Source organism: Pseudomonas wuhanensis, assembly GCF_030687395.1.
Taxonomy (GTDB): domain Bacteria; phylum Pseudomonadota; class Gammaproteobacteria; order Pseudomonadales; family Pseudomonadaceae; genus Aquipseudomonas; species Aquipseudomonas wuhanensis.
This window is the reverse complement of sequence record NZ_CP117430.1, coordinates 858,917-884,473: the sequence shown is the minus strand read 5'-3', so window position 1 is coordinate 884,473 and position 25,557 is coordinate 858,917. Positions and strand designations below refer to the sequence as shown.

Here is a 25,557-nt window from a genome sequence, read left to right as displayed (position 1 = left end):
GATCAGTCGACCAGTTTGGCCGCCAGTGCCTTGACCCGAGCCAGATCACCCTTGGCTACTTTGGCCACCCCGGTCCCGTATTCCGGGTCGGCCTTGTAAAGAAAGGACAGGATGATGTGCTTGCTCTCATCGTCAGTGGTGGCTAGAGAGCCACCGAAGCTGTCGATCAGGTCCTGACGTTCCTTCTGGTTGAACGAGCGATACAGATCGCCGGCTTGCTTGAAGTTCTGCTCACGCTGAATCTTCGCCTGCTGCGTGCTGCCCGACAGGGCCGACTGGCTGTAACGCGCGGTTTGCGGTTCTTCACGAGGCAACAGGCGACTTGGCTGGTAATTCACGCCCGTGCTGCTGGCGCCGAGGTTCATTGCGCCATCCTGGTTGCCGTTGTTCACGGCGACTTTGGGTGCGTTGATCGGCAACTGCAGAGCATTGGCCCCCAGACGATACAGTTGGGTATCGGCATACGAGAACACTCGTCCTTGCAATAAGCGATCTTCCGAAGGCTCGATACCCGGCACTAAATTGGCCGGGGCCATGGCCACTTGTTCGGTTTCCTGAAAAACATTCGCCGGATTACGGTTCAACACCATTTGTCCAACTTTTCGCTCAGGAACTCCGGGCCAGATCTTGGTTGCATCCAGTGGATCGAAATCAAACTTGGACAAGTCTTGTGGATTTAGAACCTGGATGTACAAGTCCCATTTCGGGAAGTCCCCCTTGTTAATATGTGAAACCAAGTCGTTAGTCATATGACTGTAGTCTTGGCCTTGAACACCCGTTACTTCTTTAGGGGCGAGATTTTTTATTCCTTGCAAACTTTTCCAGTGAAACTTTACATAGTGCACATCGCCTTTGGCGTTAACTAACTTGTAGGCATGTACACCATTACCGTCCATTTCCCGATAACTGGCCGGCGTGCCGGAGTTGGAATACAACTCGGTCAAGGTACGAGTGGCTTCCGGAACATGGGAGAAAAAATCGAAACGACGGGAATCGTCGTCAAGGTTGGTGCGCGGGTCCGGCTTGAAGGCGTGGACCATGTCTGGAAACTTGATCGCGTCACGGATGAAGAAGGTCGGAAAATTGTTGCCGACCAGGTCCCAGTTGCCGTCTGCGGTGTAGAACTTGGTGGCGAACCCCCGCGGATCACGCAAGGTTTCCGGCGAATGGTTGCCATGGACCACAGCGGAGAAACGCACAAATACCGGCGTGCTCTGGCCGCTGGCAAATACCTTGGCCTTGGTCAGGTCGCTGAGGTCGTCGGTCACGGTGAACGTGCCGTGGGCGCCAGTGCCACGGGCATGCACCACGCGTTCGGGAATGCGTTCACGGTCAAAACGCTGGAGTTTCTGGATCAGTTGTATGTCTTGCAACAGCACCGGCCCGGTCGCGCCAGCGGTTTGCGAGTTCTGGTTGTCGCCGACGGCGGCACCGTTATCACGGGTCAAGGTCGCAGCGTTGACGGAGAAGGACAGCAGGCTGGCGGTCAGAACGCCGAAGGTACGACGCAAGGGAAAAGCCCCGAGGCCAAGGGGAGTTGTCATGGAAGTTTCCTCTGGTTTTATAAGGCGCATCCAGGTGCGCTTCACAGAGGCTAGTGACCCGAAGGCCAAAACATAAATAGAAATCCCGCACCGGGGCGATAGCGAAAAGGTTCTGGAAAGCCCGGTCTAGAGCGGGTAATCGCGCGCGAGTGGTGGCATTTTGTAAACTAATTACCAGAAGATGTGTCGATAGACACGGGCATTGTAAGAAGGCGTTTCAAGCAAGGGACGTTTTGCTGATTTACACTGCGTTCACCAACCTCATCTGTAACAAGGAAATAACCTATGGGCGTGATAAGTGAGTTCAAGGCCTTCGCGGTCAAAGGTAATGTGGTCGACATGGCCGTGGGTATCATCATCGGCGCCGCCTTCGGCAAAATCGTTTCGTCGTTTGTCGGCGACGTGGTGATGCCGCCAATCGGCTTGCTGATCGGTGGGGTCGACTTCAGTGACCTGGCCATTACGCTCAAGTCCGCCAACGGTGATGTCCCGGCGGTGGTGCTGGCCTACGGTAAGTTCATCCAGAGCCTGATCGACTTCATCATTGTCGCCTTCGCGATCTTCATGGGCGTCAAGGCCATCAACCGTCTGAAACGCGAAGAGGCCGTTGCGCCAACCCTGCCGCCGGTTCCGACCAAGGAAGAAGAGCTGCTGGAAGAGATTCGCGATCTGCTCAAGGCCCAGAACAATCAGCCCTGATGACTGATTGCCCGCACAAACGGCGCCTTCGGGGCGCCGTTTTGTTTACCAGTAGTTTTCCACCGCTACTTGGCCAGGGCGGCGACTGAGGCTCAACTGCATGTGTCGTTGTTTGAGCAACTTGCGCGTGTCATCAATCATCTGTGGATTACCGCAGAGCATCACCCGCGAATGCTCGGCTGTCAGCGCTACACCAGCCGTCCGCTCCAGCTCGCCACTTTCCAGGAGCGTCGTGATCCGCCCATTCAAGGCACCCGAATGCTGCTCGCGGGTAACGGTGGCGATGAATTGCAGCTTGTGTGCGTACTCGGCCAGATAATCACGCTGCGCCAACCCCGCAATCAGCTCCTGATACGCCAGCTCCCGCGCTTCGCGCACGCTGTAAACCAGGAGGATGCGCTCGAATTTTTCCCAAACCTCGAAGTCCTGCAGGATCGACAGAAACGGCGCCAGGCCCGTGCCTGTGGATAACAACCAGAGGTCACGGCCATCGACGAAGCGATCCAGCGTCAGATAACCAAAGGCCTGCCGGTCGACCAGCAGAGTATCGCCAACTTCCAGCCGACTCAGCTCACTGGTGAACTCGCCTCCCGGAACGACAATGGAGAAGAACTCCAGGAACTCGTCATAGGGGGACGAGACCATGGAATAAGCCCGCCACACCGTACTGCCGTCCGCCTTGGTCACGCCCAGCCGGGCGAATTGCCCTGCGCGAAAACGAAAGCCCGAATCCCTGGTAGTTCGCAGGGTGAACAGGTTTGAAGTCAACGGCTGGACGTCAAGTAGCGTCTGGCGCGTGAATTTCTCTGCACTGGCAGTCATGGGTTGCTCCATTCAACAGATAACGCCAGTGTCCCGCAAAGCAGGCGGCATAAACACCGGTGATTTGTAATGGCTTTTGCTCCGTTCACTAAATAGTACAAACACGATCAGCCGTTGATTCTGTTTCTCCGCCAGTAACAGACCTAAGAACCGGTTATGCAGTTGCAAGCATTTTCAAGAGCAAAAAAATCCAGCATGCAAGTAGGAAATCTCCTACACTCGTGGCGTGCCGGATCTTGGATCCAATCAGCACCAACGCAAGTAAGTCCGCAATGGAGTTACCAAATGAAAGTGTGGAAGGAATCACAGTTAACGCAGCTTTCTTACGCTCAGAAAATAGAGACCGCGTACGAGATGTCTCTCAATCTCGTTAAAAACCTTGGCTTTAATTTCTGTGCATTTTCAATAACATCCCAAACAAGGGGGATACATCGCCATCCGATCAATCTGAATAACTATCCCACCGAATGGAACTCGAAATATGAACAAGAGCACTTCAGTGAAATCGATCCGATACTAGCCCATTGCAATCATTCCGAATTGCCGATTCTTTGGCATGAAAAGGTCTTTTTCAAGACACCGACGCTGTGGCAAGCACAAAAACAGCAAGGATTGCGCTATGGCTGGTCCCAATCCGTTCATGATGAGAACGGGCTTTGCAGCATGCTGAGCCTGGCCAGAAGCCACTGTCCGATTACGACGCATGATCTGTATAAAAATCTGGGCTATGCGATATTCATTAGCCGTCACCTGCACGGGCTTGTCGCGAAAGAACTGCCTGCGCCCTCAAAACCGGGCACAGTGCATTTATCATCCCGAGAAGTCGAGGTGTTGAAATATTCAGCCGACGGCAAGACTGCAGGCGAGATTGCGATCATCCTCAGTCTGAGTGAAAGCACGGTACAGTTCCACATACGGGGCGCTATCCGCAAATTCGGCGTGAACAACAAAATTGCGGCAGTGATCAGAGCCGCGAAAGTGGGCGTCATCTGAATCTGTTTGAATCCGCTAATCCCCGCGAGTAATCCAAGCGAAAAAAACGTACCATCTGCTATCCATCCTGAGTGATGCCGTGTGAAATTCCACGACGCAGTCCATTCGGATGGTTCGCCCGCTATAAGCCCCTGAGCGGCGGGCCACTCGCTGATTATCCTCCGTTGACTACCAGAGCTCCCCCGCCTCATGCCTCTGCTCGAAACCCCCTTCGCTCAACTCGATCTGATCCGCCAGCCAGAACAGCAGAATGAACCGTTGCAAGCATTTGATGCCGCAGACGAATACCTGCTCACTCATCTGGCCGCGCAACAGCCGGCAGCCGATACTCGTGTGCTGGTGCTCAACGACAGCTTCGGTGCTTTGGCCGCCAGCCTGGTGGGCAAGGTTCGGGTGACCAGCAGCGGCGATTCGTTTCTGGCCTTTCAGGGACTGGAAAAAAACCTGATACGCAACGGCCAGGCGTTTGATGCGGTGCCGAGGGTGCCGGCCAGCGAAGCGTTCGTCGGTCCGTTTGACCGGGTACTGATCCGGGTACCGAAAACCCTGGCCTTGCTGGAAGAGCAACTGATCCGGCTACAGGGGCAGCTGGCTCCCGGCGCTCAAGTGATTGCGGCCGCCATGGTGAAGCATTTGCCGCGCGCTGCGGGCGATCTGCTGGATCGTTACATCGGCCCGGTGCAAGCCTCGCTGGCGGTGAAGAAGGCTCGGTTGCTGATCGCCACAGCCGAAGCCAAAGCTCCTGCTGTCTCCCCTTACCCGACCCGCTATCGACTCGACACGCCTGCGATCGAACTGCTCAATCACGCCAATGTGTTCTGCCGCGAAGGGCTGGATATCGGCACGCGGGCCTTCTTGCCGCACTTGCCGAAGAACCTCGGCGCAGCACGAGTTGCCGATCTGGGGTGTGGCAACGGCGTGCTGGCAATTGCCAGTGCCCTGCAAAACCCTGAGGCCCACTACACCTTGGTGGATGAGTCGTTCATGGCCGTGCAATCGGCCGCTGAAAACTGGCGCGCGGCGCTGGGCGATCGCGACGTGATTGTGCGGGCCGGCGATGGTTTGGCGGAACAGGAACCGCAATCCCTGGACGTGGTGCTGTGCAATCCGCCGTTTCACCAACAGCAAGTGGTCGGCGACTTCCTGGCCTGGCGGATGTTCCAGCAAGCGCGTGAATCCTTGGTGGTGGGCGGCGCGCTGTACATCGTCGGCAATCGTCACCTGGGTTATCACAGCAAGCTGGCGCGGTTGTTCCGCGGCGTTGAGCAAGTCGCGGCCACCCCCAAGTTCGTCATCCTCAAAGCACGTAAATAAAGCGAAAAAAAACCCTCCACCAGGAGGGCTATAAATCCGTGCTGCAAGGCAACGGGATGGGAATTTCAGTGGGTGCTCAAACCGGCGGCATTCATGAACATGCGCATCAGCGAGGCCACAATGAACAGTGCCACCACGCTGCCGGTCCAGATCATCGCCAGCCAGCCGAGTCGCTGCCAGAGCGGCTTTTTCTCGGCTGCTTCGATTTCCTGCAAATCAGGTTTGCCAGCCATCATCGCTTTCTCCTCTGCGCCATAGGCTAGTGATAACCATCTTCGTGGGTGACCTTGCCGCGGAACACGTAGTAGCTCCAGAAGGTGTAACCCAGGATGAACGGGATGATGAACAGCGTGCCCACCAGCATGAAGCCCTGGCTTTGCGGCGGTGCGGCAGCGTCCCAGATCGAAATCGACGGAGGCACGATGTTCGGCCACAGGCTGATACCCAGGCCGCTGTAGCCGAGGAAAATCAGCACCAGGGTCAGCAGGAATGGCGTGTAATGCGCATTGCGAGCCACCGCCCGAATCAGACCGTACAGGGTCACCAGCACCAGAATCGGCACCGGCAAGAACCAGAACAGGTTCGGCAGGGTGAACCAGCGTGCAGCGATCTCGGCGTGGGCCAATGGCGTCCAGATACTGACGATGCCAATCACCGCCAACAACACGAAGGCCAAAGGCCGCGCCAGGTCATGCATCTGCTTCTGCAACTTGCCTTCGGTTTTCATGATCAGCCAAGTGCAACCGAGCAGTGCATAAGCCACCACCAGCGCCGCACCGCAGAACATCGTGAACGGGGTCAACCAGTCAAGTGAACCGCCGGCAAACTGACGATTGACTACCGGTAGCCCATCGATGAACGCACCCAACGCCACGCCCTGGAAGAACGTTGCGGCGATCGAGCCACCAATGAATGCCTTGTCCCAGAGATGACGCTTGTCGTCCTTGGCCTTGAAGCGGAACTCAAAGGCCACACCGCGAAAAATCAGCCCGATCAGCATAAAAATCAGCGGCAGGTACAGCGCCGAGAGCACCACCGAATAGGCCAGCGGGAAAGCGCCGAACAATGCCGCGCCGCCCAATACCAACCAGGTTTCGTTGCCGTCCCAGACCGGGGCGACGGTGTTCATCATGACGTCACGATCGCTCTTGCCCTTGATGAACGGGAAAAGAATCCCGATCCCCAGGTCGAAACCGTCCATGACCACATACATCATGATGCCGAAGATGATGATCACGGCCCAGATCAGCGGAAGATCAATACCCATGATTCAAATCTCCTTGGTCAGGCTGGGGCTGTTATCAGCTTCGGTGCCATCGTCATCGGCTGCAGACAGCGGACGAGCCGGTGTGCGTTTCTGGCCAGGGCCCCCTTCGTTGGTTTCCTTGCCTTCGTCGATCTTCGGACCTTTGCGCACCAGACGCATCATGTAGCCAAGACCGGCGCCGAACAGCGCGAAATACACCACAACGAACATGATCAAGGTGATGCTCATCTGCACGAAGCTGTGCCCGGAGGACGCGTCTGCCGTGCGCATCAAGCCGTAGACCACCCACGGCTGACGGCCGATCTCAGTGGTGAACCAGCCGGCGAGGATTGCGATCAGGCCGGATGGGCCCATCCACAACGCCAGGTACAGGAATGGCCGCGAGGTGTACAGCTTGTCGCTTTTGCGCAGCCACAGGCTCCACAAACCGGTGAAGATCATCAGCATGCCCAGACCAACCATGACCCGGAACGACCAGAAAACGATGGTCGAATTCGGCCGGTCTTCAGGCGGGAACTCCTTGAGCGCCGGCACCTGTTTGTCCAGGGAATGGGTCAGGATCAGGCTGCCCAGGTACGGGATCTCGACGGCGAATTTGGTTTTTTCGGCTTTCATGTCCGGCCAGCCGAACAGGATCAGCGGGGTCGGTTCATCACCGTGGTTTTCCCAGTGGCCTTCGATCGCAGCGATTTTCGCCGGCTGATGCTTGAGGGTATTGAGGCCGTGGAAGTCACCGATAACGGCCTGAATCGGGGCAACGATCAGCGCCATCCACATCGCCATCGAGAGCATGGTGCGGATCGCCGGGTTGTCCTTGCCGCGCAGCAAGTGCCAGGCCGCCGACGAACCGACGAAGAAGGCGGTCGCAACGAATGCCGCCGTGGCCATGTGCATCAGGCGGTAGGGGAACGACGGGTTGAAGATAATCGCCAGCCAGTCCACCGGAATGACCTGGCCGTTGACGATCTCGTAGCCTTGCGGGGTCTGCATCCAGCTGTTGGAGGCCAGAATCCAGAAGGTCGAAATGAGCGTGCCGATGGCCACCATGACGGTAGCGAAGAAGTGCAACTTGCGCCCGACCTTGTTCCAGCCGAACAGCATGACACCGAGGAAACCGGCTTCGAGAAAGAAGGCGGTGAGTACTTCATAGGTCAGCAACGGCCCGGTCACGGAACCGGCGAAATCCGAGAAACGGCTCCAGTTGGTGCCAAACTGATAGGCCATGACCAAACCGGACACCACGCCCATGCCGAAGTTGACGGCAAATATCTTCGACCAGAAATGGTACAGATCGCGGTAAGTGTCGTTGTGCGTCTTCAGCCACAGGCCTTCGAGCACTGCCAGGTAACTCGCCAGGCCAATGGTGATGGCCGGGAACAGGATGTGAAACGAAATGGTGAATGCGAACTGAATCCGGGCGAGATCAAGTGCCTCCAAACCGAACATAAGTTTTCCTCTGTCAGGTAATACCGGCTGAAGGCTTGCGGCCTGCACCCACTGCCCCCACGGTTATGGAGTGTGTCGAATTTGAATTCGTTCTTTTTCTACCATCATCACAACGTAGGGAATCTGGCCATCTGGCCGCCGGATCATTTCCACGAAGGGTCTTGATCTGGATCAAGCAACGCTGAAAGAGTAGTCGCATTTTTGCCGATGGACGGTGTGGTCTTTTGCCGCGTGACAGGTTGCCTCACGGGTTTTGTCATGGGCTGCAATACATCTTTTGGGTGGCTGGCTAACTGTGGCGAGGGGGCTTGCCCCTCGCCACAGGGGATTTAAGGGCTGCGTAGATCGGTGTCTAGCTAACTAAATTTTCCGCGCTCGCAACTTCCGGTTACAGGTTGGTGATAATCTCGCCCTTCCCTCGCTCAAGACCTGCCTTCAGATGCCCAACCAAGCGCCCCTGCTGTTACGTCATCACCGCCCGTTCATCGCGTTCTGGCTGGCTCGGGTGTTTACCGCCAGCGGTTTTCAGATGTTGACTGTGGCAATCGGCTGGAATCTGTATCAACTGACTGGCAACGTGCTCGATCTGGGCTTGGTAGGTTTGGTGGAGTTTGCTCCGCGGGTATTGTTCATGCTGCACACCGGGCATGTCGCGGACCGCTATGACCGGCGCAAGGTCGCGGCGATTTGTCAGTCCCTGCAAGCGCTGATTGCCCTGTCGCTGGCCATTGGCAGCGCGACCGACCATGTCACCCGGGAGATGATCTTCATCCTCGCGTTCCTGCTCGGTGCCGCCCGCTCCTTCGAAATGCCGACAACTCAGGCATTGCTGCCGAGCATCGTGCCCAGCGCGTTGTTCCCCCGCGCGGTTGCCGCTGCGCAATCTGCACAACAATCAGCGACCATCGTCGCCCCGGCACTGGGCGGTTTGCTCTACGCCTTCGGCAGCGTCTGGGTGTATGGCCCGACGGTGATCCTCTACCTCATCGCCTGTGCGCTGATGCTCAACCTCCCGGCCCGGCAGACACCGCTGAACAAGGGCAAGGCCACCCTGGATTCGCTGCTGGCGGGCATCCGCTTCATTCGCAGTCGCCCAGACATTCTCGGGGCGATTTCCCTGGACCTGTTTGCCGTCCTGCTGGGTGGCGCGACCGCGCTGCTGCCGGTGTTCGCCAAAGATATTCTGCTGACCGGCCCGTGGGGTCTGGGCCTGCTGCGTTCAGCCCCTGCAGTCGGTGCGCTGCTGATGTCGCTGTTTCTCGCGCGATTTGCCGTGGAGCGAAACGTCGGGCGGGTCATGTTCACCGCCGTGGGTGTATTCGGCGTAGCGACCATCGCTTTCGGCCTGTCGACTTCGTTCTGGTTTTCTCTCGCCGTGCTGGTGGTCTTGGGTGCAGCGGACATGATCAGCATGGTAATCCGTGCCTCATTCGTGCAACTGGAAACCCCCGACGAAATGCGCGGCCGGGTCAGCGCTGTGAATGGCTTGTTCATCGGCGCTTCGAATCAGCTCGGCGAGTTCGAGTCCGGCCTGACGGCCCACTGGTTCGGCACGGTGCCGGCAGTGGTGATGGGCGGCATCGGCACGCTGATGGTGACCGGGGCCTGGATCAAACTGTTCCCGACCCTGGCCAACCGCGACCGTATGCATGTGCCGGTGGAAGAGGTCAGGGTCTGACGTGTTGTCCAGGGCACTCTAAACCTGCAACTCCCCCGCCACCGTTGACCGCATGGCTTTGCCACAGAGGTGCTCCACCAGCGTCAGCGCAAACGCCAACGCGGCGCCTGAACCCTGAGCGGTGATGCAATTGCCATCGACCACCACCGGTTGATCGATGAAGTTACAGCCCGACAGTTGATTGCTGACAGTGGGCAAGCAAGTCATGCGTCGCTGACGCAAAACGCCAAAGGTTTGCAGCGCCAGTGCCGGAGATTCGGCAATACCGGCGAACAGACGCCCGGCTGCGGCCTGGTCCTTGATCAGTTGTTGCAGGGGTTGGTGGGCCGCCAAATGCTGCGCTCCTACCGCACCGCCAGGCAGAACGATCAGGTCGAAGGGTTGGGCGAGCAAATCCACCAACATCGCATCGGCGGTCAAGCGGGTGCCGCGAGCGCAGGTGAGCATGCGTCGCGACTCGATGCTGGCCACCACCACTTCAACCTTGGCGCGGCGCAGCACATCAATCAGGGTCACGGTTTGCAGATCGTCGATGCCCTCGGCGAGGGTAATCAGGGCTCTAAAGGTCATGGGTGCGGTCCACAGGATGATCTTTAAAGCGTAGTCAGCTTTCCTGACCCTTGTTCAAGGCCAGCCATTACTTGATGTAAAGCTGCGTCGACAGCGTATTGCCCGGCGCGTTGATCGAGGTGTTGCTGAACGTGAAGGTGCCGTCCTGCTTGCCTGCCAGGTTGAAGATGTACAGATAGCCGACGGTTTTTTTCCCGGCGGAGCACTCGGTCAGGTTGCCGGTATCAAAAGCACAGACAGGGGTTCGGGTGCCGTCCACTTTGAAACCGTCCAGCGCAACATGAGGCTCGCGACCGTAGCCGACCTCCAGCACGTAGACCTTGATGTTCGGGCCACTGTGGTCGCAGCGCGTCTGATCCTGACCGTCCGCAATACTTTCAAATCCACAGGATGGCGATTCGACCTTGAGCACCTTCACCTGGCTCAACGGTTGAGCCATGGCCGCAGAGGCTGTTTGCGCTCCGATGAAACAGGTAAGCAGCACCCCAAATGCCGCAACCACACGCTTATTAATGCAATACATATCTACCCCCTCCCTCCCCCAAAAAACAGCGCGCAGTATGGCGCAGTTCCCTTTTGTGCAAAACATCGGCGACGATCGCAGCCATAAGCAGCCATAGCCCCACGCTGCTGGTATGATGCGCGGCTTTTTCCGACCCACAGAAAATACCCAGGCGCCTGCAGCGGTCTGTGCTTTGCTGTTGAGGTCGATACATTCACGGCGCCGGGCGCGCCACGGGGAGCAGACATGCTGGAAAGGCTGTTTCAACTCAAGGCACACAACACCAACGTGCGGACCGAGATTCTGGCGGGCGTCACGACCTTCTTGGCCATGGCCTACATTCTGTTCGTCAATCCGAGCATCCTCGGCGAGACCGGCATGGACAAGGGCGCGGTGTTCGTCGCCACCTGTCTGGCAGCCGCCATCGGCTCGGCGACCATGGGCCTGATCGCCAACTACCCGATCGCCCTCGCACCGGGCATGGGACTGAACGCCTTCTTCACCTACACCGTGGTCCTGCACATGGGCCACACCTGGCAAGTGGCGCTGGGCGCGGTGTTCCTCTCGGCGGTAATGTTTTTTCTGCTGTCGATCTTCCGCATCCGTGAATGGATCATCAACAGCATCCCATTGGCGCTGCGCTCGGCGATTGCCGCCGGTATCGGCCTGTTCCTGGCACTGATCGCCCTGCACAACGCCGGCATTGTCGTCAGCAATCCGGCGACCATGGTCGGCCTCGGCGACCTGAAGCAACCGGCGCCGATCCTCGCGACACTCGGTTTTGCCCTGATCGTTGCCCTGGAGGCCCTGAAAGTTCGTGGAGCGGTGCTGATTGGCATTCTGGCGGTGACCATCGTCTCCATCCTGGTGGGCTTCACCCCGTTCGGCGGCGTGATGTCGATGCCGCCGTCGCTGGCACCGACCTTCCTGCAACTGGACATCATGGGCGCGCTGGACATCGGCCTGGTCAGCGTGATTTTCGCCTTCCTGTTCGTTGACCTGTTCGACAACTCCGGCACCCTGATCGGCGTCGCCAAGCGCGCCGGCCTGATGGGCAAGGACGGCCACATGCCGAAAATGGGCCGCGCCCTGATCGCCGACAGCACCGCGGCCATGGCCGGTTCGTTGCTGGGCACCTCGACCACCACCAGCTACATCGAATCCGCAGCCGGCGTGAGTGCCGGTGGCCGCACCGGTCTGACTGCCATCGTGGTCGCGATTCTGTTCCTGCTGGCGCTGTTCTTCTCGCCATTGGCGGCCAGCGTTCCAGCCTTCGCCACCGCGCCTGCGTTGCTGTTCGTCGCCGTACTGATGACATCCGGCCTTGCGGAAATAGACTGGGACGACATCACTGTCGCCGCACCGGTCGTGGTCACCGCCCTGGCCATGCCATTCACTTATTCCATTGCCAACGGTATCGCCTTCGGCTTCATCTCCTGGACAGCCATCAAGTTGCTGTCCGGTCGCGGCCGTGAGTTGAATTCGGCGCTGGTGATTCTGTCGATTCTGTTCGTGATCAAGTTGGGTTGGTTCAACGCATGACTTTTGATTCCCAGGCTTACGCCGTTCAGCTCGAAGAAAAGGTCACGCGCCTGCGTGATCTGCTGGCCCCGTTCGATGCACCGGAACCTGCGGTGTTTGATTCGCCGCTGAAAAACTTCCGACTGCGTGCCGAGTTCCGCCTGTGGCGCGAAGCCGGCGAGCGCCATTACGCAATGTTTTCCCAGGAAGACAAACGCACGCCGATCCTGATCGAAGAGTTCCCGATTGCCAGCCTGCGCATCAACCAATTGATGCCGCAACTCAAGGCGGCCTGGCAAGCGAGTGCGGCCCTGAGCCACAAGCTGTTTCAGGTGGAGTTCCTCACCACCCTGGCTGGCGATGCGATGATCACCCTGTGCTATCACCGCCCGCTGGACGAGCACTGGCACACGGCCGCATCGAAACTGGCAGCCGACCTGAACGTCAGCATCATCGGTCGCTCGAAGGGCAAGCGCGAAGTGATCGGTCACGATTACGTGGTCGAGAAGCTCGAAGTTGGCGGCCGCACCTTCAGCTATCGCCAGCCGGAAGGCGCGTTCACCCAACCCAACGGCACGGTGAACCAGAAGATGCTCAACTGGGCGTATAACGCTCTCGGTGATCGCCAGGATGATCTGCTGGAGCTGTATTGCGGCAACGGCAACTTCACCCTGCCGTTCGCTACCCGCGTGCGCAAAGTGCTGGCCACCGAAATCAGCAAGACCTCGGTCAACGCGGCACTCAGCAACCTGAGCGAAAACGCGGTGGGTAATGTCACGCTGGTGCGTCTGTCTGCCGAAGAGCTGACCGAAGCCCTGAACGAAGTTCGCCCGTTCCGGCGCCTGCATGGCATCGACCTCAAGAGCTACGAGTTCGGTAGCGTGTTCGTCGATCCGCCACGCGCCGGCATGGACCCGGACACGTGCGAACTGACCCGACGCTTCGACAACATCCTCTACATTTCCTGCAACCCGCAAACCCTGGCGGCCAACATCGCCCAACTGCACGACACTCACCGCATTACCCAATGCGCGATGTTCGACCAGTTTCCGTGGACCCATCACATGGAATCCGGGGTGTTGTTGACCCGTCGTTGATTGCAGCCTTCATATACAAATCAGCCGTCCACTGGACGGCTTTTTTGTGGGCGATCAACGCGCCACATCGACCTTGCGCGGGCGACCGCCCTTCTTGCCGTTAGCCCGCGCAGCCTCGGCCTTCGCCGCGCTGCTCTGACGACCATTGCGCGAGGCGATCACCGAGGCGGCCATATCCATAAGGGGTTTACTCGCCGAAATCAAACCGGCGATGGACACCTGCAATTCCTTGTCTTCATGACAAAGCGCGGCTCCGGCGAAACCGACTTTCAGCCCGGCGAAATCCTCGGTCTCAAAACCATCGAACTCCGGATAGTTTTTTACTGGCAACAACACACCGCTGCCATCCTCGAAGCCGACGGCGAGACACGGATCAAGAAAGATCACCGTCGTCGCATTCAATCCGGCACGACGACGCGCCTCACCACTCTCGATCGCTTCGTCCAGGGCGCCTTCGGTCACTGGGTGCTCGACCTGCATTTTTGCGCTTATAGTTTTCATAATTCGATCTCCACGCCCTCGGGTGCTCCCATCAAGGCCAGCAGGGTCTTGTTGCTCTCCGGCTCATAGCGAGCCGAACCAATCATGTAAGTCGTGCTGGCAATCCTCTTCATCACGACCACTTCATTGCCCTGCCAATCCCATAACTGATTGTCGAGGCAAGCCGTCTGCAATTTGCTCCACCAGATGCCACGGGCTCGCCGTAAATGGGCAGGTTGCCTGAGTGTCTGGCGCAATCCCTCCAGCACAGCCAAAGGAGGTCGATGTGATTGAGGGACGACATCCCAGAGCTCGACACCGTTGTGCCAGAAGCTGAACCTGAAGCGCGCACTCCATGTGCCTGCGTCGACGTGAACGTGCGGCGGACAGTGTTCATCACGCAACATGACCACCAGTGAAAACCCTTTGTAGCGGCATACGTTCATGCTAACCCATCCGTTAGGTTATAGAGTTCGAAGATTCGCCATTCCTTGAAGAATCCGATAACTGGCACTGATCGATTGATCAACCGGCCACGATTGAGCCTAGCGTTCCAAGCTGATCGGGCGCTGCCGATCAAGGCAAAAAAGAGTAAGCAATCCTTTCATTGCCAACACCTGGCCGGTGCAGAATCCGGCGCTGTATTTGTGCGCTCTTATTTGATAAATACAAGTTCAGACACTTCATTTGATTCCTGGTGTAATCAATCATGCAGCGACATTTCGACGATCTTCAATTAGGCAGCATCGAACTGTTTTGCCTGGCCGCCGAAGCCGGCAGCTTTACTGCCGCGGCCCTGGTGGCGGGCGTGACCCCGGCCGCCGTCAGCCGCTCGGTGTCGCGTATGGAGGAACGTTTGGGCGTACGGCTGTTTGCGCGCACCACCCGCAGCGTCAAGCTGACTGACAGTGGCCGGCGTTATTTCGAGGAGTGTCGTGAGGCTCTCGCACAACTGGTCGAGGCTCAGCGCGAGGTGATGGGGCAGCAGCAAGAACCCTCCGGCACCTTGCGCATCAGCATTCCCACGACCTATGCCCATCATCGAATCCTGCCGTTGCTGCCTGCGTTTCGGGCTCTCTTTCCTGCCGTGAAAGTCGAGGCGCATATCAGCAATCGCAACATCGATTTCGTCGGCGAAGGCTATGACATGGCAATCCGTGTGCGGGCCATTCCCGACTCCGGGCTGATTGCCCGGCCGTTGGAGGACGCCGCGCTGGTGATGATTGCCAGCCCTGATTACCTGAATCGCGCCGGCACCCCAAAGACCCTGGATGACTTGGCTCAGCACGAATGCATTCAGTACGAACTGCCCAGCAGTGGGCGACGGATTGCCTGGCTGTTCAACGACAACGGCGCGCCGCGGGAGATGTTGGCCGAGGGCAATTACTGCTGCTCCGATGACGTATTGGGCGGCGTGACGCTGGCAAAAAGCGGCGCCGGGATCTTTCAAACCTATCGCTTCATCGTCGAAAACGAACTGGCGGACGGTTCGCTGGTGGAAGTGCTCAAGCCCTATAGCGGATGCTCCCGCCCCTTCACTCTGCTGTACCCGCAAAGCCGCCATGTGCCGTTGCGGTTAAGAGCCTTTATCGATTTTCTGGTTGAGCGTCTGCCGCGCTGAAAAGATCGCATCTGTAGGCGCTGCCGAAGGCTGCGATCTTTTTGTATCTGTCCGATCACCGCACAAATAATCCAGGCCTGACGCCCTCTTCAATTGACCTTATTAACCAGTTAGTACAATTTCTCCTCACAGGCTGAAACCCTCGGCCAATGCCAAAAATAATATGTGGAGAGACCCGATGTCCCCTATCGTTCTGGTGCTCAACGGCCCGAACCTGAACCTGCTGGGCACCCGTGAACCGGCGACTTATGGCCACGAAACCCTGGCGGACATTTCCGCACTGTGCGGTCGTACTGCCGAAGAGTTCGGCCTGACAGTGGAGTTTCGCCAGACCAACCATGAAGGCGAACTGCTCGACTGGATCCACGCCGCCCGTGGTCGTTGCGCCGGGATCGTCATCAACCCTGCCGCCTGGACTCACACCTCGGTCGCCATTCGCGATGCCCTGGTCGCCAGCGAACTGCCGGTGATCGAAGTGCATCTGTCCAACGTCCATGCCCGCGAACCCTTCCGGCATCACTCCTTTGTCTCGTCCATCGCCACGGCGGTGATGTGCGGTTTCGGCAGCCACGGCTATCGTTTGGCGCTGGAGCATTTCAGCCAACGTTTGAAAGGTTAAGCGTCATGACACAGAACACCGTGGTATTGGCCGGGCTGATCGGCGCCGGCATTCAGGCTTCCCGCACCCCCGCGCTGCACGAGCATGAAGGCGATGCGCAGGGTTTGCGTTACCTGTATCGGTTGATCGATCTGGATCAATTGAAACTCGACAGCAGCGCCCTGCCCGACCTGCTGATGGCTGCCGAACGGATGAATTTCACCGGGCTGAACATCACCTTCCCGTGCAAGCAGACAATCATCCCGTTGCTTGACGAATTGTCGCCGGAAGCCCGCGGTATCGGCGCAGTGAATACGGTGGTGCTGAAGGACGGTAAACGCATCGGCCACAACACCGATTGCCTGGGTTTTGCCGAAGGCTTTCGCCGTGGCTTGCAGGGCGTTGCCCTTGAACGCGTAGTACAAATGGGCGCCGGTGGCGCAGGCGCGGCAGTGGCCCACGCGCTATTGAGCGAAGGTGTACAGCTGCTGAGCATTTTCGATGTGGATCAAAGTCGCGCTCAGTCGCTGGCGAACAACCTCAATCAGCATTTTGGTTTCGGCCGCGCCGTGGCCGGGCATGATTTGCCAGGCACGTTGGGCCAGGCTGACGGTCTGGTGAATACCACGCCGATGGGTATGAAAAAACTGCCGGGTACACCCGTGCCGGTGGAGTTGCTTCGAGCGCAGTTGTGGGTCGCGGAGATCGTTTACTTCCCGCTGGAAACCGAACTGCTGCGCCACGCCCGCGCGCTGGGTTGCCGAACCCTGGATGGCGGCAACATGGCGGTGTTTCAGGCGGTGAAGGCGTTTGAGTTATTCAGCGGCGTGGTGCCGGATGCCCAGCGGATGCTGGCGCATTTTCAGAGCATGAATGGTTGAGGTTTAAAAGATCTGAGGGCTGCTTCGCAGCCCAACGGGGGCGAGCCCCCTCGCCACAGATCAGGCCTGCAGATACCGCAAAACCGACTCGCAAATCATCTCCCGATGACGCTGCTTGATGCTTTCATCCGGCAGGTCGATCTGAAAGATCTCACTGAAGGTATGACGGTTCGACACGCGATAGAAGCAAAACGAGCTGATCAGCAGATGCACATCCAGCGGATCGAGACCGGTGCGGAATATTCCCTCTGCAGCCCCGCGTCGCAAGATCTCGCCCAGTGAATCGAGGATGGTGTTGTTCATTGCCTTGATCGCATCGGAGCGCTTCACATACTCGGCGTTGTGAATGTTCTCGATGCAGACGATGCGCACGAAATCGACATTGCGATCATGGTGATCGAAGGTGAATTCCACCAACCGCCGAATCGCTTCCACCGGCGCCAGTTCGGCCAGGTGCAAACGGTTTTCGGTGCTGCGGATATCCCCGTAGAGTTTCTCCAGTACCTCGACGTAGAGCTGCTCCTTACTGCCGAAGTAGTAATAGATCATGCGTTTGGAGGTGTGGATGCGCTCGGCGATCGCATCGACGCGCGCACCGGACAGCCCCTGCTGAACGAACTCGACAATGGCCTCTTGAAGGATGTTCTCGCGGGTTTTTTCCGGGTTGTTCTTGCGACTCTTGCGAGGCTCGGCTATTGGCTTTTCGGGCGCTACGGAGAGTTCTGAAATTATTGTCATTGCGGGCTCACGGCCATCACTGCACAAGCAGGCGATTATGGGGCGCTGCGCGCGGTGAAGGAAGCCGCGAAGCAGCGGTTTTGTACCCGTGTTTACGATTTTCCTACAACTTTGCCTGACGTACGCCACCACTTCGCGATTTAGCCATGGCCGCCAGTCGCACTGCCACATTGGCCGCGCCGTAACCCGCATAGCCATTTTTGCGCTGGATGATTTCAAAGAAGAACCGCCCTTCGAACGGTTCGGTGTACACATGAAACAGCTCGCCGCCCTGAGCATCGCGGTCGTAAAGCACGTTGAAATAGGCCAGCTCGCTGAGGAACTCATCGTCGAAATCGAACCGCGCGGCGAGGTCATCGTAATAGTTGAGCGGGATATCCAGCAGCGGCACGCCCGCCTCCTTGGCGCGACTGACTTCGGCAAAGATGTCGTCGCAATCGAAAGCGATGTGATGCACGCCAGAACCGCGATAACTCGACAGTGCGTGTGAGATGGCGGTGTTGCGGTTCTCGGAAATGTTCAGCGGCAGGCGGATCGAACTGCAGCGGCTGCGCAATGCGCGGCTCTTCACCAAACCATACGGGTCGGGCAGTACCACTTCATCGTCGGCTTCGAAATCCAGCAGGCTTTTATAGAACAGCACCCAACTGTCGAGGCTGTCGGCCGGCAGTGCCATCGCCATGTGGTCGATACGCTTGAGGCCACCTCTGGCGACGGCCATCGGTTGCAGATTGAAGTCGGTGCCGTAAACGTCGGCGTTTTGGTCCACCAGGTAAATCAGGCTGCCATCCGGCGCACGCACCGCTGCCAGCTCAAGCTCATTGGGGCCTACCAGTCCGCGATAGGGCTGGCCTTTGTAGGCAACGGCGCGGGCCAGCGCACTGGCGCTGTCCTTGACCCGCACGGCGGTGGCGCACAGTGATGGGCCGTGCGCCTCGAAAAAACTATGGGCGAAGGAATAAGGTTCGGAGTTGAGGATCAGGTTGATATCGCCCTGACGCAACAGGCTGACACTCTTGGAACGGTGTTGCCCGGCCTTGACGAAACCCAGTCGCTCCAGCCAATGAGACAACTTGGCACCGAGGCTTTCGTCCACTGCGAATTCAAGAAACTCGATGCCGTTGTATTCGCTGGCGCTGGGGGTGTCGAACAGAATGTCGCGAATGGCCGGGGGCGTGGCTTCCTGTTCCAGACGCTGGCGGGTTTTCTCTTCCAGGTACAGCAACGAACGCAAGCCGTCGGCGGCGTTGGCCCGGGGTGGCGCGGCGCGGAAACCGTCGTTGAAGATCTCCAGGGACAGCGGCCCGGTGTAGCCACTTTTGATGATGGGTGCGAGGAACCCCGGCAGATCGAATTCGCCCTGGCCCGGGAAGCAGCGGAAGTGTCGGCTCCACTCCAGCACATCCATGGCCAGGATAGGCGCGTCGGCCATTTGCACGAAGAAGATTTTGTCGCCGGGAATCTCGGCGATGGCACTCGGGTCGCCCTTGAGCGACAGCGTATGAAAACTGTCCAGCAACACGCCGAGGTTCGGATGATCGGCCTGGCGAACGATGTCCCACACCTGCTGCCAGGTGTTCACGTGCCGGCCCCAGGCCAAGGCTTCATAACCGATCCGCAGGCCTCGAGCGCCGGCCCGTTCGGCTAGCAGACGCAAGTCGTCGACCAGAATCTGCTCATCACCGATGGAGTCGGCCGAGGCGTTGCTGCACACCAGCACCAGGTCGGTGCCCAGTTCCTGCATCAAATCGAACTTGCGCTCGGCCCGCTCCAGATTGCGCGGCAGGCGATCGCGGCGGCAACCTTCGAAATCACGAAAGGGTTGAAACAGCGTAATCGCGATCCCGAGATCGGCGCACATCTGCCTGATTTCCCGCGGGCTGCCGTCGTAGTAGAGAAGGTCGTTCTCGAAAATTTCCACTCCGTCAAAACCGGCGGCGGCAATGGCTTCAAGTTTTTCCGGCAGGGTGCCGCTCAAGGAAACGGTGGCAATGGAACGCTGCATGTGTCGACTCCCGGTGGTGGGGACATTCTTGTTGGGCAAATTATTGGCTTGACGAATCCACACAGCAATTCAAAGTGTACTACCCGGTTAGTTTTGCGGGCGATTATCGAACAAAATGGCAGTTGGCGAATTGACGATTTTTCGTCCACTGCGCAACATCGACACCACATTGAGTCCGGTCACGACCCATGGACTCGGTTACCAAAGACCCTGAACACCACATAAAAATTTCAAAAAACGGGTACACGCTCATGCACTCATTCAACGCCTTGTTTGCTTGCTCCACCGCCCTCACGCCGTGCCTGGCGTCCATCCGAACTTTGTGCCCTCTCGGCCGAACCGTGCCGCTCGCTGAATAACCCGTTGTCGTCAGTCCGACGAAAACACCTCAGCCGATCAATCACACCCGCGCCTGGCGCCGTTGATTGATCACGCGCCCTTGAAGTCCCGACAAGCCTCGCTTGTCAGTCATTGAACGGATGGCACACACATGTTTCCTTCTCAAAGCTCTCGCGTGGCCTCGGCCCAAAGCGTCGCCACTGGCGGCATCGGCGACAAAATTCGCGGCGCCATGGCCGTCGGCAAAACCCGTTGGGGGATGCTGGCGCTGGTGTTTTTCGCCACCACCCTGAACTACATCGACCGCGCCGCCCTGGGCGTCATGCAGCCGATTCTGGCCAAGGAAATGAGCTGGACGGCGATGGATTACGCCAACATCAACTTCTGGTTTCAGGTCGGCTACGCCATCGGCTTTGTGCTGCAGGGCCGGTTGATCGACCGGGTCGGCGTCAAACGCGTGTTCTTCTGCGCGGTGCTGCTCTGGAGCCTGGCCACCGGCGCTCACGGCCTGGCCACTTCGGCGGTGGGCTTCATGGTCTGCCGGTTCATTCTCGGTTTGACTGAAGCGGCGAATTACCCCGCCTGCGTGAAAACCACCCGGTTGTGGTTCCCCGCCGGCGAGCGTGCCGTGGCCACCGGCATCTTCAACGCCGGGACCAACGTCGGTGCGATGTTCACGCCCATGCTGCTGCCACTGATCCTCCACGCCTGGGGCTGGCAAGCCGCGTTCCTGTGCATGGCGGCACTGGGCGGCATCTGGTTGCTGTTCTGGGGTCTGAAGTACTTCAACCCGGAAGATCACCCGAGCGTCAAACAATCGGAACTGGACTACATCCAGAAGGAAGCCGAGCCGGAACAATCCCGCGTACCGTTCTCACGAATCCTGCGCATGCGTGGCACCTGGGCCTTCGCCCTCGCCTACTCGATCACCGCGCCGGTGTTCTGGTTCTACCTGTACTGGCTGCCGCCGTTCCTCAATCAGCAATACAACCTGGGGATCAACGTGACCCAAATGGGTATCCCGCTGATCATCATCTACCTCACGGCTGACTTCGGCAGTGTCGGCGGCGGCATCCTGTCCTCGTTCCTGATCGGTCGCGGGGTCAACCCGATCAAGGCGCGACTGATGTCCATGTTCCTGTTCGCCTGCTGCATCATCGGCGTGGTCATGGCCGCCGGCTCGAGCAGTCTGTGGCTCGCGGTGTTTGCCATCTCCCTGGCCATCGGTGCTCACCAGGCCTGGACCGCGAACATCTGGAGCCTGGTAATGGACTACACGCCCAAGCACATGATGAGTACGGTGTTCGGCTTCGGCGGGATGTGCGCGGCAATTGGCGGGATGTTCATGACTCAGTTGGTCGGCCACATTCTGACAATCACCAACAACAACTACACCGTGCTGTTCACCATGATTCCGGCGATGTACTTCATCGCGCTGATCTGGATGTACTTCATGGCACCGCGCAAGATTCCTACCGTCACCGAGTAAACTCCCTTCCTCCGGCAGGTCTGATTCCAGACCTGCCTCCCTCCTCTTGTCGACGACTCTGTTGCCAGGCTGCCGCCAACCCGCTGCAGCAAATCACCGCGATCCCGACCACCGTGGTCAGGGTCGGCGTGTGAGAAAACAGCAACCAGCCCAGCAAACCGGCAAATACAATCTGGCAATAGCCGAACGGCGCCAACAACGCGGGCGCGGCGTGACGGAAAGCCTGAGTCAGAAACAGATGCGCCGTCATCCCGCACGCCCCCAGCGCCACCATTAAAACCCCATGACCCAGGCTTGGGACCTGCCAGAAGAACGGCACCAGCGCACTCATCACCAACGTATTACAAAGCCCGGCGAAAAAGTTACTGGTGGTCGGGCTGTCGATTTCGCTGAGCTTGCGGGTGAGCAGCTGATAGAAGCAGAAAAACAGCGCCGAGCAGAACGGCAGCAGCACCGCAGGCGTGAACAGCTCGCCGCCGGGATGGACGATGATCAACACCCCGATGAACCCGCAAATGACCGCCAGCCATTGGCCGCGCGTCACCTGCTCGCCGAGCAGTGGCACCGACAATGCCGTCACCAATACCGGTGCAAGAAAATTCACCGCCGTGGCTTCGGCCAACGGAATGAACAACAGCGCACAGGTAAACAGCAGGCTGGTTCCCAATAAGCACAACGCCCGCATCAACTGCAGCAAAGGCCGCTTGGTGCGCAGGACACGCAACCCGGATTGCGGCAGAAAAATCCCGGCCATCAACAAGGTGTGAATCACATAGCGAGCCCAGACCACCATGACGACCGGATAGAACCCGCTGAGGTATTTCGACAAGGCGTCATGGCTGGAAAACAGAAAGGTCGCGACCACCACCAGCAGGATGCCTTTGAAAGGATGATTGACGCCGGAGAGTGGGGTGCTGATAGGCGACGTCAAGGCGAGGTTCTCTTCTGGCGGGACAATTCCAATAATTTAGAACCCGGTTCCAGATTCTGATAGTCGCAACGGCTGAAAGTGTGCGAACAGCGCACGGTTTTTAATTACTTCCAACTCAATGGGTGCAAGCGCTATCAGCTAAAGAGTTCCGACGCCTGACTCGCTGCCGAAAGCTCTTGGGCGAACGCCAACAACGTCGGTGCCAGTTCATGCAGTCGCGCGCCCGGCATCCGCGCGCTCGGTCCGGCAATGCTGAGCACGCCGATCACTCGCCCCTGTAATGGATGACGGATAACGGCAGCAATCGCCGACGTGCCTACCGCCGAACTTTCCTCGACCCAGGCATAGCCCTGCTCGCGCGCCAGGCGCAGCCGCTCCAGCAGTTCGATGTTGGAGCGTGGCGCATTGGGCCCCAGGCCCTCGGGCTTCTCGACCGCCTGGCGCTCAACCAGCGACAACGCTTCGGCATCGCTCATGCAGGCCAGCCACGCATGCCCGGAAGCGGTATAGAACAGCGGCGCATCGCGCCCCATGTCCGGGTCGTAACGCAGGCCGGAACGGGCTCCCTGGGATTTGGCGATCCAGGTCTGACGCTCGCCTTCGATCACCCCCAGACGCACCAGCTCGCCGGTCTCCCGGGCCAGCCGATCCAGCACCGGCTGCACAATATCCGCACCACTGCCGGACAAGTAGCGAAAGCCCATGGCGACCAGTTTGGTCGATAAGTGATAGCGCAGGTTTTCCGGGTTCTGCCGCACATACCCCAAACGAATCAGTTCGGCGAGTAGACGGTGGGTCGCGCTCTTGGGGATGTCCAGTTGCTCGGCCAGCGTCTGCATCGGTAAACCTTGGGGTTCACCGGTAAGGCTTTCCAGCACGCTGAAAACACGTTCGATCTGACTGCCTGCCATGGGAGGTTCCAAACGAAATTTGACTGATTCTAAAAGACAACTCGAAGGAAGCAAAATCTGGAACCTGTCCTGCAGTTGTCTTGACCGCTCTGCAGTGCCCGTCCGTCCATGAAACCGCTAATGTCGCCACTTAGGAGAACCCCTGTCGCCAAGGGCTGTCAGACGACCGGACTGGCGCCATACCTACTCACCGGCAACACTCATCACCATGCGCCTTCATCAGGTAAAAAAGAGGATCCCCCATGCTTTGGAAAAAAGGCCGACGCAGCGACAACGTGGTCGATGCCCGTGGTGATGATGTCGGTGGTGGGGGCGGTGGGATGCGTTTCGGTGGAGGCAAGGGCCTGAGCCTGACGGCGATCCTGTTGATCGTCGGGATCGGCTGGATCACCGGCCAGGACCCGATGCAGATTCTCGGCCAACTGACCGGGCAGATGAGCGAGCAATCGGCCCCGGCCCCCACCCAAACCCGCAAGGCGCCACCGGCCAATGATGAAGGGGCCGAGTTCGTGCGCTCGATCCTCGGCGATACCGAAGACACCTGGCGCCAGATTTTCCAGCAGGCCGATCGGCAATATAAAGACCCGACCCTGGTGCTGTTCAGCAACCGCGTCAACTCGGCCTGCGGCCTGGCGTCTTCGGCAACCGGTCCCTTCTATTGCCCGGCTGACCAGAAGGTCTATCTCGATACGAGTTTCTTTCAGGAGATGTCCCAACGCTTTTCCGCCGCGGGCGACTTCGCCCAAGCCTACGTGATCGCTCACGAGGTCGGACACCACGTGCAGACCTTGCTCGGCGTTTCAGCGAAAATTCAGGCCGCTCGCCAGCAGGGCCGGCAGATGGAAGGCGACAATGGTTTGCTGGTGCGTCAGGAACTGCAGGCCGATTGCCTGGCCGGGGTCTGGGCCAACCATGCGCAAAAACGTCTGAACTGGCTGGAGCCCGGTGACATCGAAGAAGCCTTGAACGCCGCCAACGCCATCGGCGACGACCGCTTGCAACAGCAAGGTCAGGGCCGCGTGGTGCCGGACTCCTTCACTCACGGCACTTCGGCCCAGCGAGTGCGCTGGTTCAAGGCCGGATTCGCACAAGGCCAGGTTGGCCAGTGCGATACCTTTGCCGCGAAGAATCTGTGATGCGTAAGTGGCTGCTGACTCTGTTAATCACCTGCGCAAGCACCCAGGCTGCCGAGCAGGGCGTCAAGGCGATCAGCTCCGGGCGCTTGCTGTTGAGCGCCGGGGAAATTGCGGTGAGCATTGGCCCGACGCCGGCGAAAATCGAACGCGTGCTGATCATGGTCCATGGTCGATTACGCAATGCCGAAACCTACCGCCAAAGCGCCGAACACGCCGCCGAGCAGGCGGGGCAAAGCGCGAACACGTTGGTGCTCGCCCCGCAGTTTCTCAACGAAACCGACATTGCGAGCCATCAGGTGTCTGACAGTGTTTTACGCTGGCAAGGCAATGACTGGATGGCCGGCGGCTTATCCACCGCGCCGTTTACGCTGAGCTCCTATGCCGCGCTCGACGAAATCATCGCTCGACTGGGTGATCGACGACAGTTTCCGGACGTGAAGCAAATCGTCATCGCCGGTCACTCCGGCGGCGCTCAGGTGGTTCAGCGTTATGCCCTACTGGGCCACCCTCAGCCAGCCCTCGAGGCGGAGGGCGTGAAAGTGCGCTATGTGATCGCCAACTCTTCGTCGTATGCCTACTTCAATGAGCAACGACCGGTGGCGTTCAGTCACGCTGGGTGCCCGAATTTCAATCGCTGGAAATATGGGCTGACGGATCTGCCCGCCTATGCCAATGGGCAAACACCTGCGCAACTCGAAGAAAACTACGTCAAACGTGACATCGTTTATTTACTCGGGCAGCAGGACATCGACCCGAATCATCCGGCGCTGGATAAGAGTTGTGAGGCCAAAGCCCAGGGTGCGTCTCGACTGATTCGTGGGCGCCACTATTTCAATTATCTGAAGCGGCGCCATTCTCAAGGGTTGAGCCAGCAACTGATCGAAGTGCCCGGGGTTGGCCACAATGAGGATGGGATGTTTACGTCGCCCGAGGGGCAGAAGGCGTTGTTTGGCCAGTGAGTTTTTGTGGTGTCTG

Annotated in this window: 25 protein-coding genes; 12 read left to right on the top strand and 13 right to left on the bottom strand. The window is 58.5% G+C overall.

Annotation, left to right across the window (positions count from 1 at the left end):
• Positions 1–2: 2 nt before the first annotated feature.
• A complete protein-coding gene (katB, locus tag PSH88_RS04165; RefSeq protein ID WP_305425051.1) occupies positions 3–1,544 on the bottom strand; it encodes a catalase KatB in 1,542 nt (513 codons plus the stop codon).
• Positions 1,545–1,829: 285 nt separating this feature from the next.
• Here katB and mscL point away from each other — a divergent pair, with 285 nt between their 5' ends.
• On the top strand, positions 1,830–2,243 hold the full coding sequence (gene mscL / locus PSH88_RS04160; RefSeq protein ID WP_305425050.1) for a large-conductance mechanosensitive channel protein MscL: 414 nt from the start codon (positions 1,830–1,832) through the stop codon (positions 2,241–2,243).
• A 45-nt stretch (positions 2,244–2,288) separates the two neighbouring features.
• On the opposite strand, the gene PSH88_RS04155 is transcribed toward mscL, so the two are convergent.
• Positions 2,289–3,065, bottom strand: a complete 777-nt coding sequence (locus PSH88_RS04155) for a ferredoxin--NADP reductase (protein WP_305425049.1) — start codon at positions 3,063–3,065, stop codon at positions 2,289–2,291.
• Between the two features lie 285 nt (positions 3,066–3,350).
• On the opposite strand from PSH88_RS04155, the gene PSH88_RS04150 reads away from it, so the two are divergent.
• Both PSH88_RS04150 and PSH88_RS04145 read left to right on the top strand, forming a co-directional pair.
• Positions 3,351–4,058, top strand: a complete 708-nt coding sequence (locus PSH88_RS04150) for an autoinducer binding domain-containing protein (RefSeq protein ID WP_305425048.1) — start codon at positions 3,351–3,353, stop codon at positions 4,056–4,058.
• Positions 4,059–4,247: 189 nt separating this feature from the next.
• Positions 4,248–5,372, top strand: a complete 1,125-nt coding sequence (locus PSH88_RS04145) for a methyltransferase (RefSeq protein WP_305425047.1) — start codon at positions 4,248–4,250, stop codon at positions 5,370–5,372.
• A 65-nt stretch (positions 5,373–5,437) separates the two neighbouring features.
• Here PSH88_RS04145 and PSH88_RS04140 read toward each other — a convergent pair whose 3' ends face one another.
• The 3 genes from PSH88_RS04140 to PSH88_RS04130 are packed head-to-tail and all read right to left on the bottom strand — an operon-like array spanning position 5,438 to position 8,085.
• A complete protein-coding gene (locus PSH88_RS04140) occupies positions 5,438–5,605 on the bottom strand; it encodes a DUF2474 domain-containing protein (RefSeq protein WP_052967973.1) in 168 nt (55 codons plus the stop codon).
• Between the two features lie 26 nt (positions 5,606–5,631).
• A complete protein-coding gene (cydB, locus tag PSH88_RS04135; RefSeq protein WP_305425046.1) occupies positions 5,632–6,639 on the bottom strand; it encodes a cytochrome d ubiquinol oxidase subunit II in 1,008 nt (335 codons plus the stop codon).
• Between the two features lie 3 nt (positions 6,640–6,642).
• The gene (locus tag PSH88_RS04130; protein WP_305425045.1) at positions 6,643–8,085 is read right to left on the bottom strand and encodes a cytochrome ubiquinol oxidase subunit I; all 1,443 of its coding nucleotides are present in this window, start codon (positions 8,083–8,085) and stop codon (positions 6,643–6,645) included.
• A gap of 439 nt (positions 8,086–8,524) precedes the next feature.
• Here PSH88_RS04130 and PSH88_RS04125 point away from each other — a divergent pair, with 439 nt between their 5' ends.
• On the top strand, positions 8,525–9,763 hold the full coding sequence (locus PSH88_RS04125) for an MFS transporter (protein ID WP_305425044.1): 1,239 nt from the start codon (positions 8,525–8,527) through the stop codon (positions 9,761–9,763).
• Positions 9,764–9,781: 18 nt separating this feature from the next.
• Here PSH88_RS04125 and PSH88_RS04120 read toward each other — a convergent pair whose 3' ends face one another.
• Positions 9,782–10,333 carry a DJ-1 family glyoxalase III gene (locus PSH88_RS04120; protein WP_305425043.1) on the bottom strand — a complete coding sequence of 184 codons (552 nt, stop codon included), beginning with the start codon at positions 10,331–10,333 and terminating at the stop codon, positions 9,782–9,784.
• 67 nt (positions 10,334–10,400) lie between these two features.
• Positions 10,401–10,856, bottom strand: a complete 456-nt coding sequence (locus tag PSH88_RS04115; protein ID WP_305425042.1) for a DUF4879 domain-containing protein — start codon at positions 10,854–10,856, stop codon at positions 10,401–10,403.
• Between the two features lie 225 nt (positions 10,857–11,081).
• Between PSH88_RS04115 and PSH88_RS04110 the strand changes: the two genes are divergently transcribed.
• The gene (locus PSH88_RS04110; RefSeq protein WP_305425041.1) at positions 11,082–12,377 is read left to right on the top strand and encodes an NCS2 family permease; all 1,296 of its coding nucleotides are present in this window, start codon (positions 11,082–11,084) and stop codon (positions 12,375–12,377) included.
• Positions 12,374–13,453, top strand: a complete 1,080-nt coding sequence (gene trmA / locus PSH88_RS04105) for a tRNA (uridine(54)-C5)-methyltransferase TrmA (RefSeq protein WP_305425039.1) — start codon at positions 12,374–12,376, stop codon at positions 13,451–13,453. Before PSH88_RS04110 ends, trmA begins: the two co-directional genes overlap by 4 nt.
• A 54-nt stretch (positions 13,454–13,507) precedes the next feature.
• Here trmA and PSH88_RS04100 read toward each other — a convergent pair whose 3' ends face one another.
• Together PSH88_RS04100 and PSH88_RS04095 are read right to left on the bottom strand one after the other, a co-directional pair.
• Positions 13,508–13,954: a DUF2442 domain-containing protein gene (locus tag PSH88_RS04100; protein WP_305425038.1), complete on the bottom strand. Its 447-nt coding sequence runs from the start codon at positions 13,952–13,954 to the stop codon at positions 13,508–13,510.
• The gene (locus PSH88_RS04095; protein WP_305425037.1) at positions 13,951–14,379 is read right to left on the bottom strand and encodes a DUF4160 domain-containing protein; all 429 of its coding nucleotides are present in this window, start codon (positions 14,377–14,379) and stop codon (positions 13,951–13,953) included. The genes PSH88_RS04100 and PSH88_RS04095 overlap by 4 nt, the downstream gene beginning before the upstream one ends.
• Positions 14,380–14,642: 263 nt before the next feature.
• On the opposite strand from PSH88_RS04095, the gene PSH88_RS04090 reads away from it, so the two are divergent.
• The 3 genes from PSH88_RS04090 (at position 14,643) to PSH88_RS04080 (ending at position 17,033) form a co-directional block, all read left to right on the top strand.
• Positions 14,643–15,554 carry a LysR family transcriptional regulator gene (locus PSH88_RS04090; RefSeq protein ID WP_305425036.1) on the top strand — a complete coding sequence of 304 codons (912 nt, stop codon included), beginning with the start codon at positions 14,643–14,645 and terminating at the stop codon, positions 15,552–15,554.
• A 178-nt stretch (positions 15,555–15,732) separates the two neighbouring features.
• Positions 15,733–16,173 carry a type II 3-dehydroquinate dehydratase gene (gene aroQ / locus PSH88_RS04085; RefSeq protein ID WP_305425035.1) on the top strand — a complete coding sequence of 147 codons (441 nt, stop codon included), beginning with the start codon at positions 15,733–15,735 and terminating at the stop codon, positions 16,171–16,173.
• A 5-nt stretch (positions 16,174–16,178) separates the two neighbouring features.
• On the top strand, positions 16,179–17,033 hold the full coding sequence (locus tag PSH88_RS04080) for a shikimate dehydrogenase (RefSeq protein ID WP_305425034.1): 855 nt from the start codon (positions 16,179–16,181) through the stop codon (positions 17,031–17,033).
• A 60-nt stretch (positions 17,034–17,093) separates the two neighbouring features.
• On the opposite strand, the gene PSH88_RS04075 is transcribed toward PSH88_RS04080, so the two are convergent.
• Together PSH88_RS04075 and quiC are read right to left on the bottom strand one after the other, a co-directional pair.
• Complete coding sequence (locus PSH88_RS04075) at positions 17,094–17,771, bottom strand: TetR/AcrR family transcriptional regulator (RefSeq protein WP_305425033.1); 678 nt, start codon at positions 17,769–17,771, stop codon at positions 17,094–17,096.
• Between the two features lie 103 nt (positions 17,772–17,874).
• On the bottom strand, positions 17,875–19,776 hold the full coding sequence (gene quiC / locus PSH88_RS04070; RefSeq protein ID WP_305425031.1) for a 3-dehydroshikimate dehydratase QuiC: 1,902 nt from the start codon (positions 19,774–19,776) through the stop codon (positions 17,875–17,877).
• 490 nt (positions 19,777–20,266) lie between these two features.
• On the opposite strand from quiC, the gene PSH88_RS04065 reads away from it, so the two are divergent.
• A complete protein-coding gene (locus PSH88_RS04065) occupies positions 20,267–21,604 on the top strand; it encodes an MFS transporter (RefSeq protein ID WP_305425029.1) in 1,338 nt (445 codons plus the stop codon).
• Here PSH88_RS04065 and PSH88_RS04060 read toward each other — a convergent pair.
• On the bottom strand, positions 21,594–22,535 hold the full coding sequence (locus PSH88_RS04060) for a DMT family transporter (protein ID WP_305425027.1): 942 nt from the start codon (positions 22,533–22,535) through the stop codon (positions 21,594–21,596). The two genes, PSH88_RS04065 and PSH88_RS04060, sit on opposite strands and share 11 nt — an antisense overlap.
• Positions 22,536–22,669: 134 nt before the next feature.
• On the bottom strand, positions 22,670–23,446 hold the full coding sequence (locus PSH88_RS04055; RefSeq protein ID WP_048396459.1) for an IclR family transcriptional regulator: 777 nt from the start codon (positions 23,444–23,446) through the stop codon (positions 22,670–22,672).
• Positions 23,447–23,688: 242 nt separating this feature from the next.
• On the opposite strand from PSH88_RS04055, the gene ypfJ reads away from it, so the two are divergent.
• A complete protein-coding gene (gene ypfJ / locus PSH88_RS04050) occupies positions 23,689–24,582 on the top strand; it encodes a KPN_02809 family neutral zinc metallopeptidase (RefSeq protein WP_305425025.1) in 894 nt (297 codons plus the stop codon).
• Entirely contained in the window at positions 24,582–25,541 is a 960-nt protein-coding gene (locus tag PSH88_RS04045) for an alpha/beta fold hydrolase (RefSeq protein ID WP_305425024.1), read from the top strand. Before ypfJ ends, PSH88_RS04045 begins: the two co-directional genes overlap by 1 nt.
• Positions 25,542–25,557: the final 16 nt, after the last annotated feature.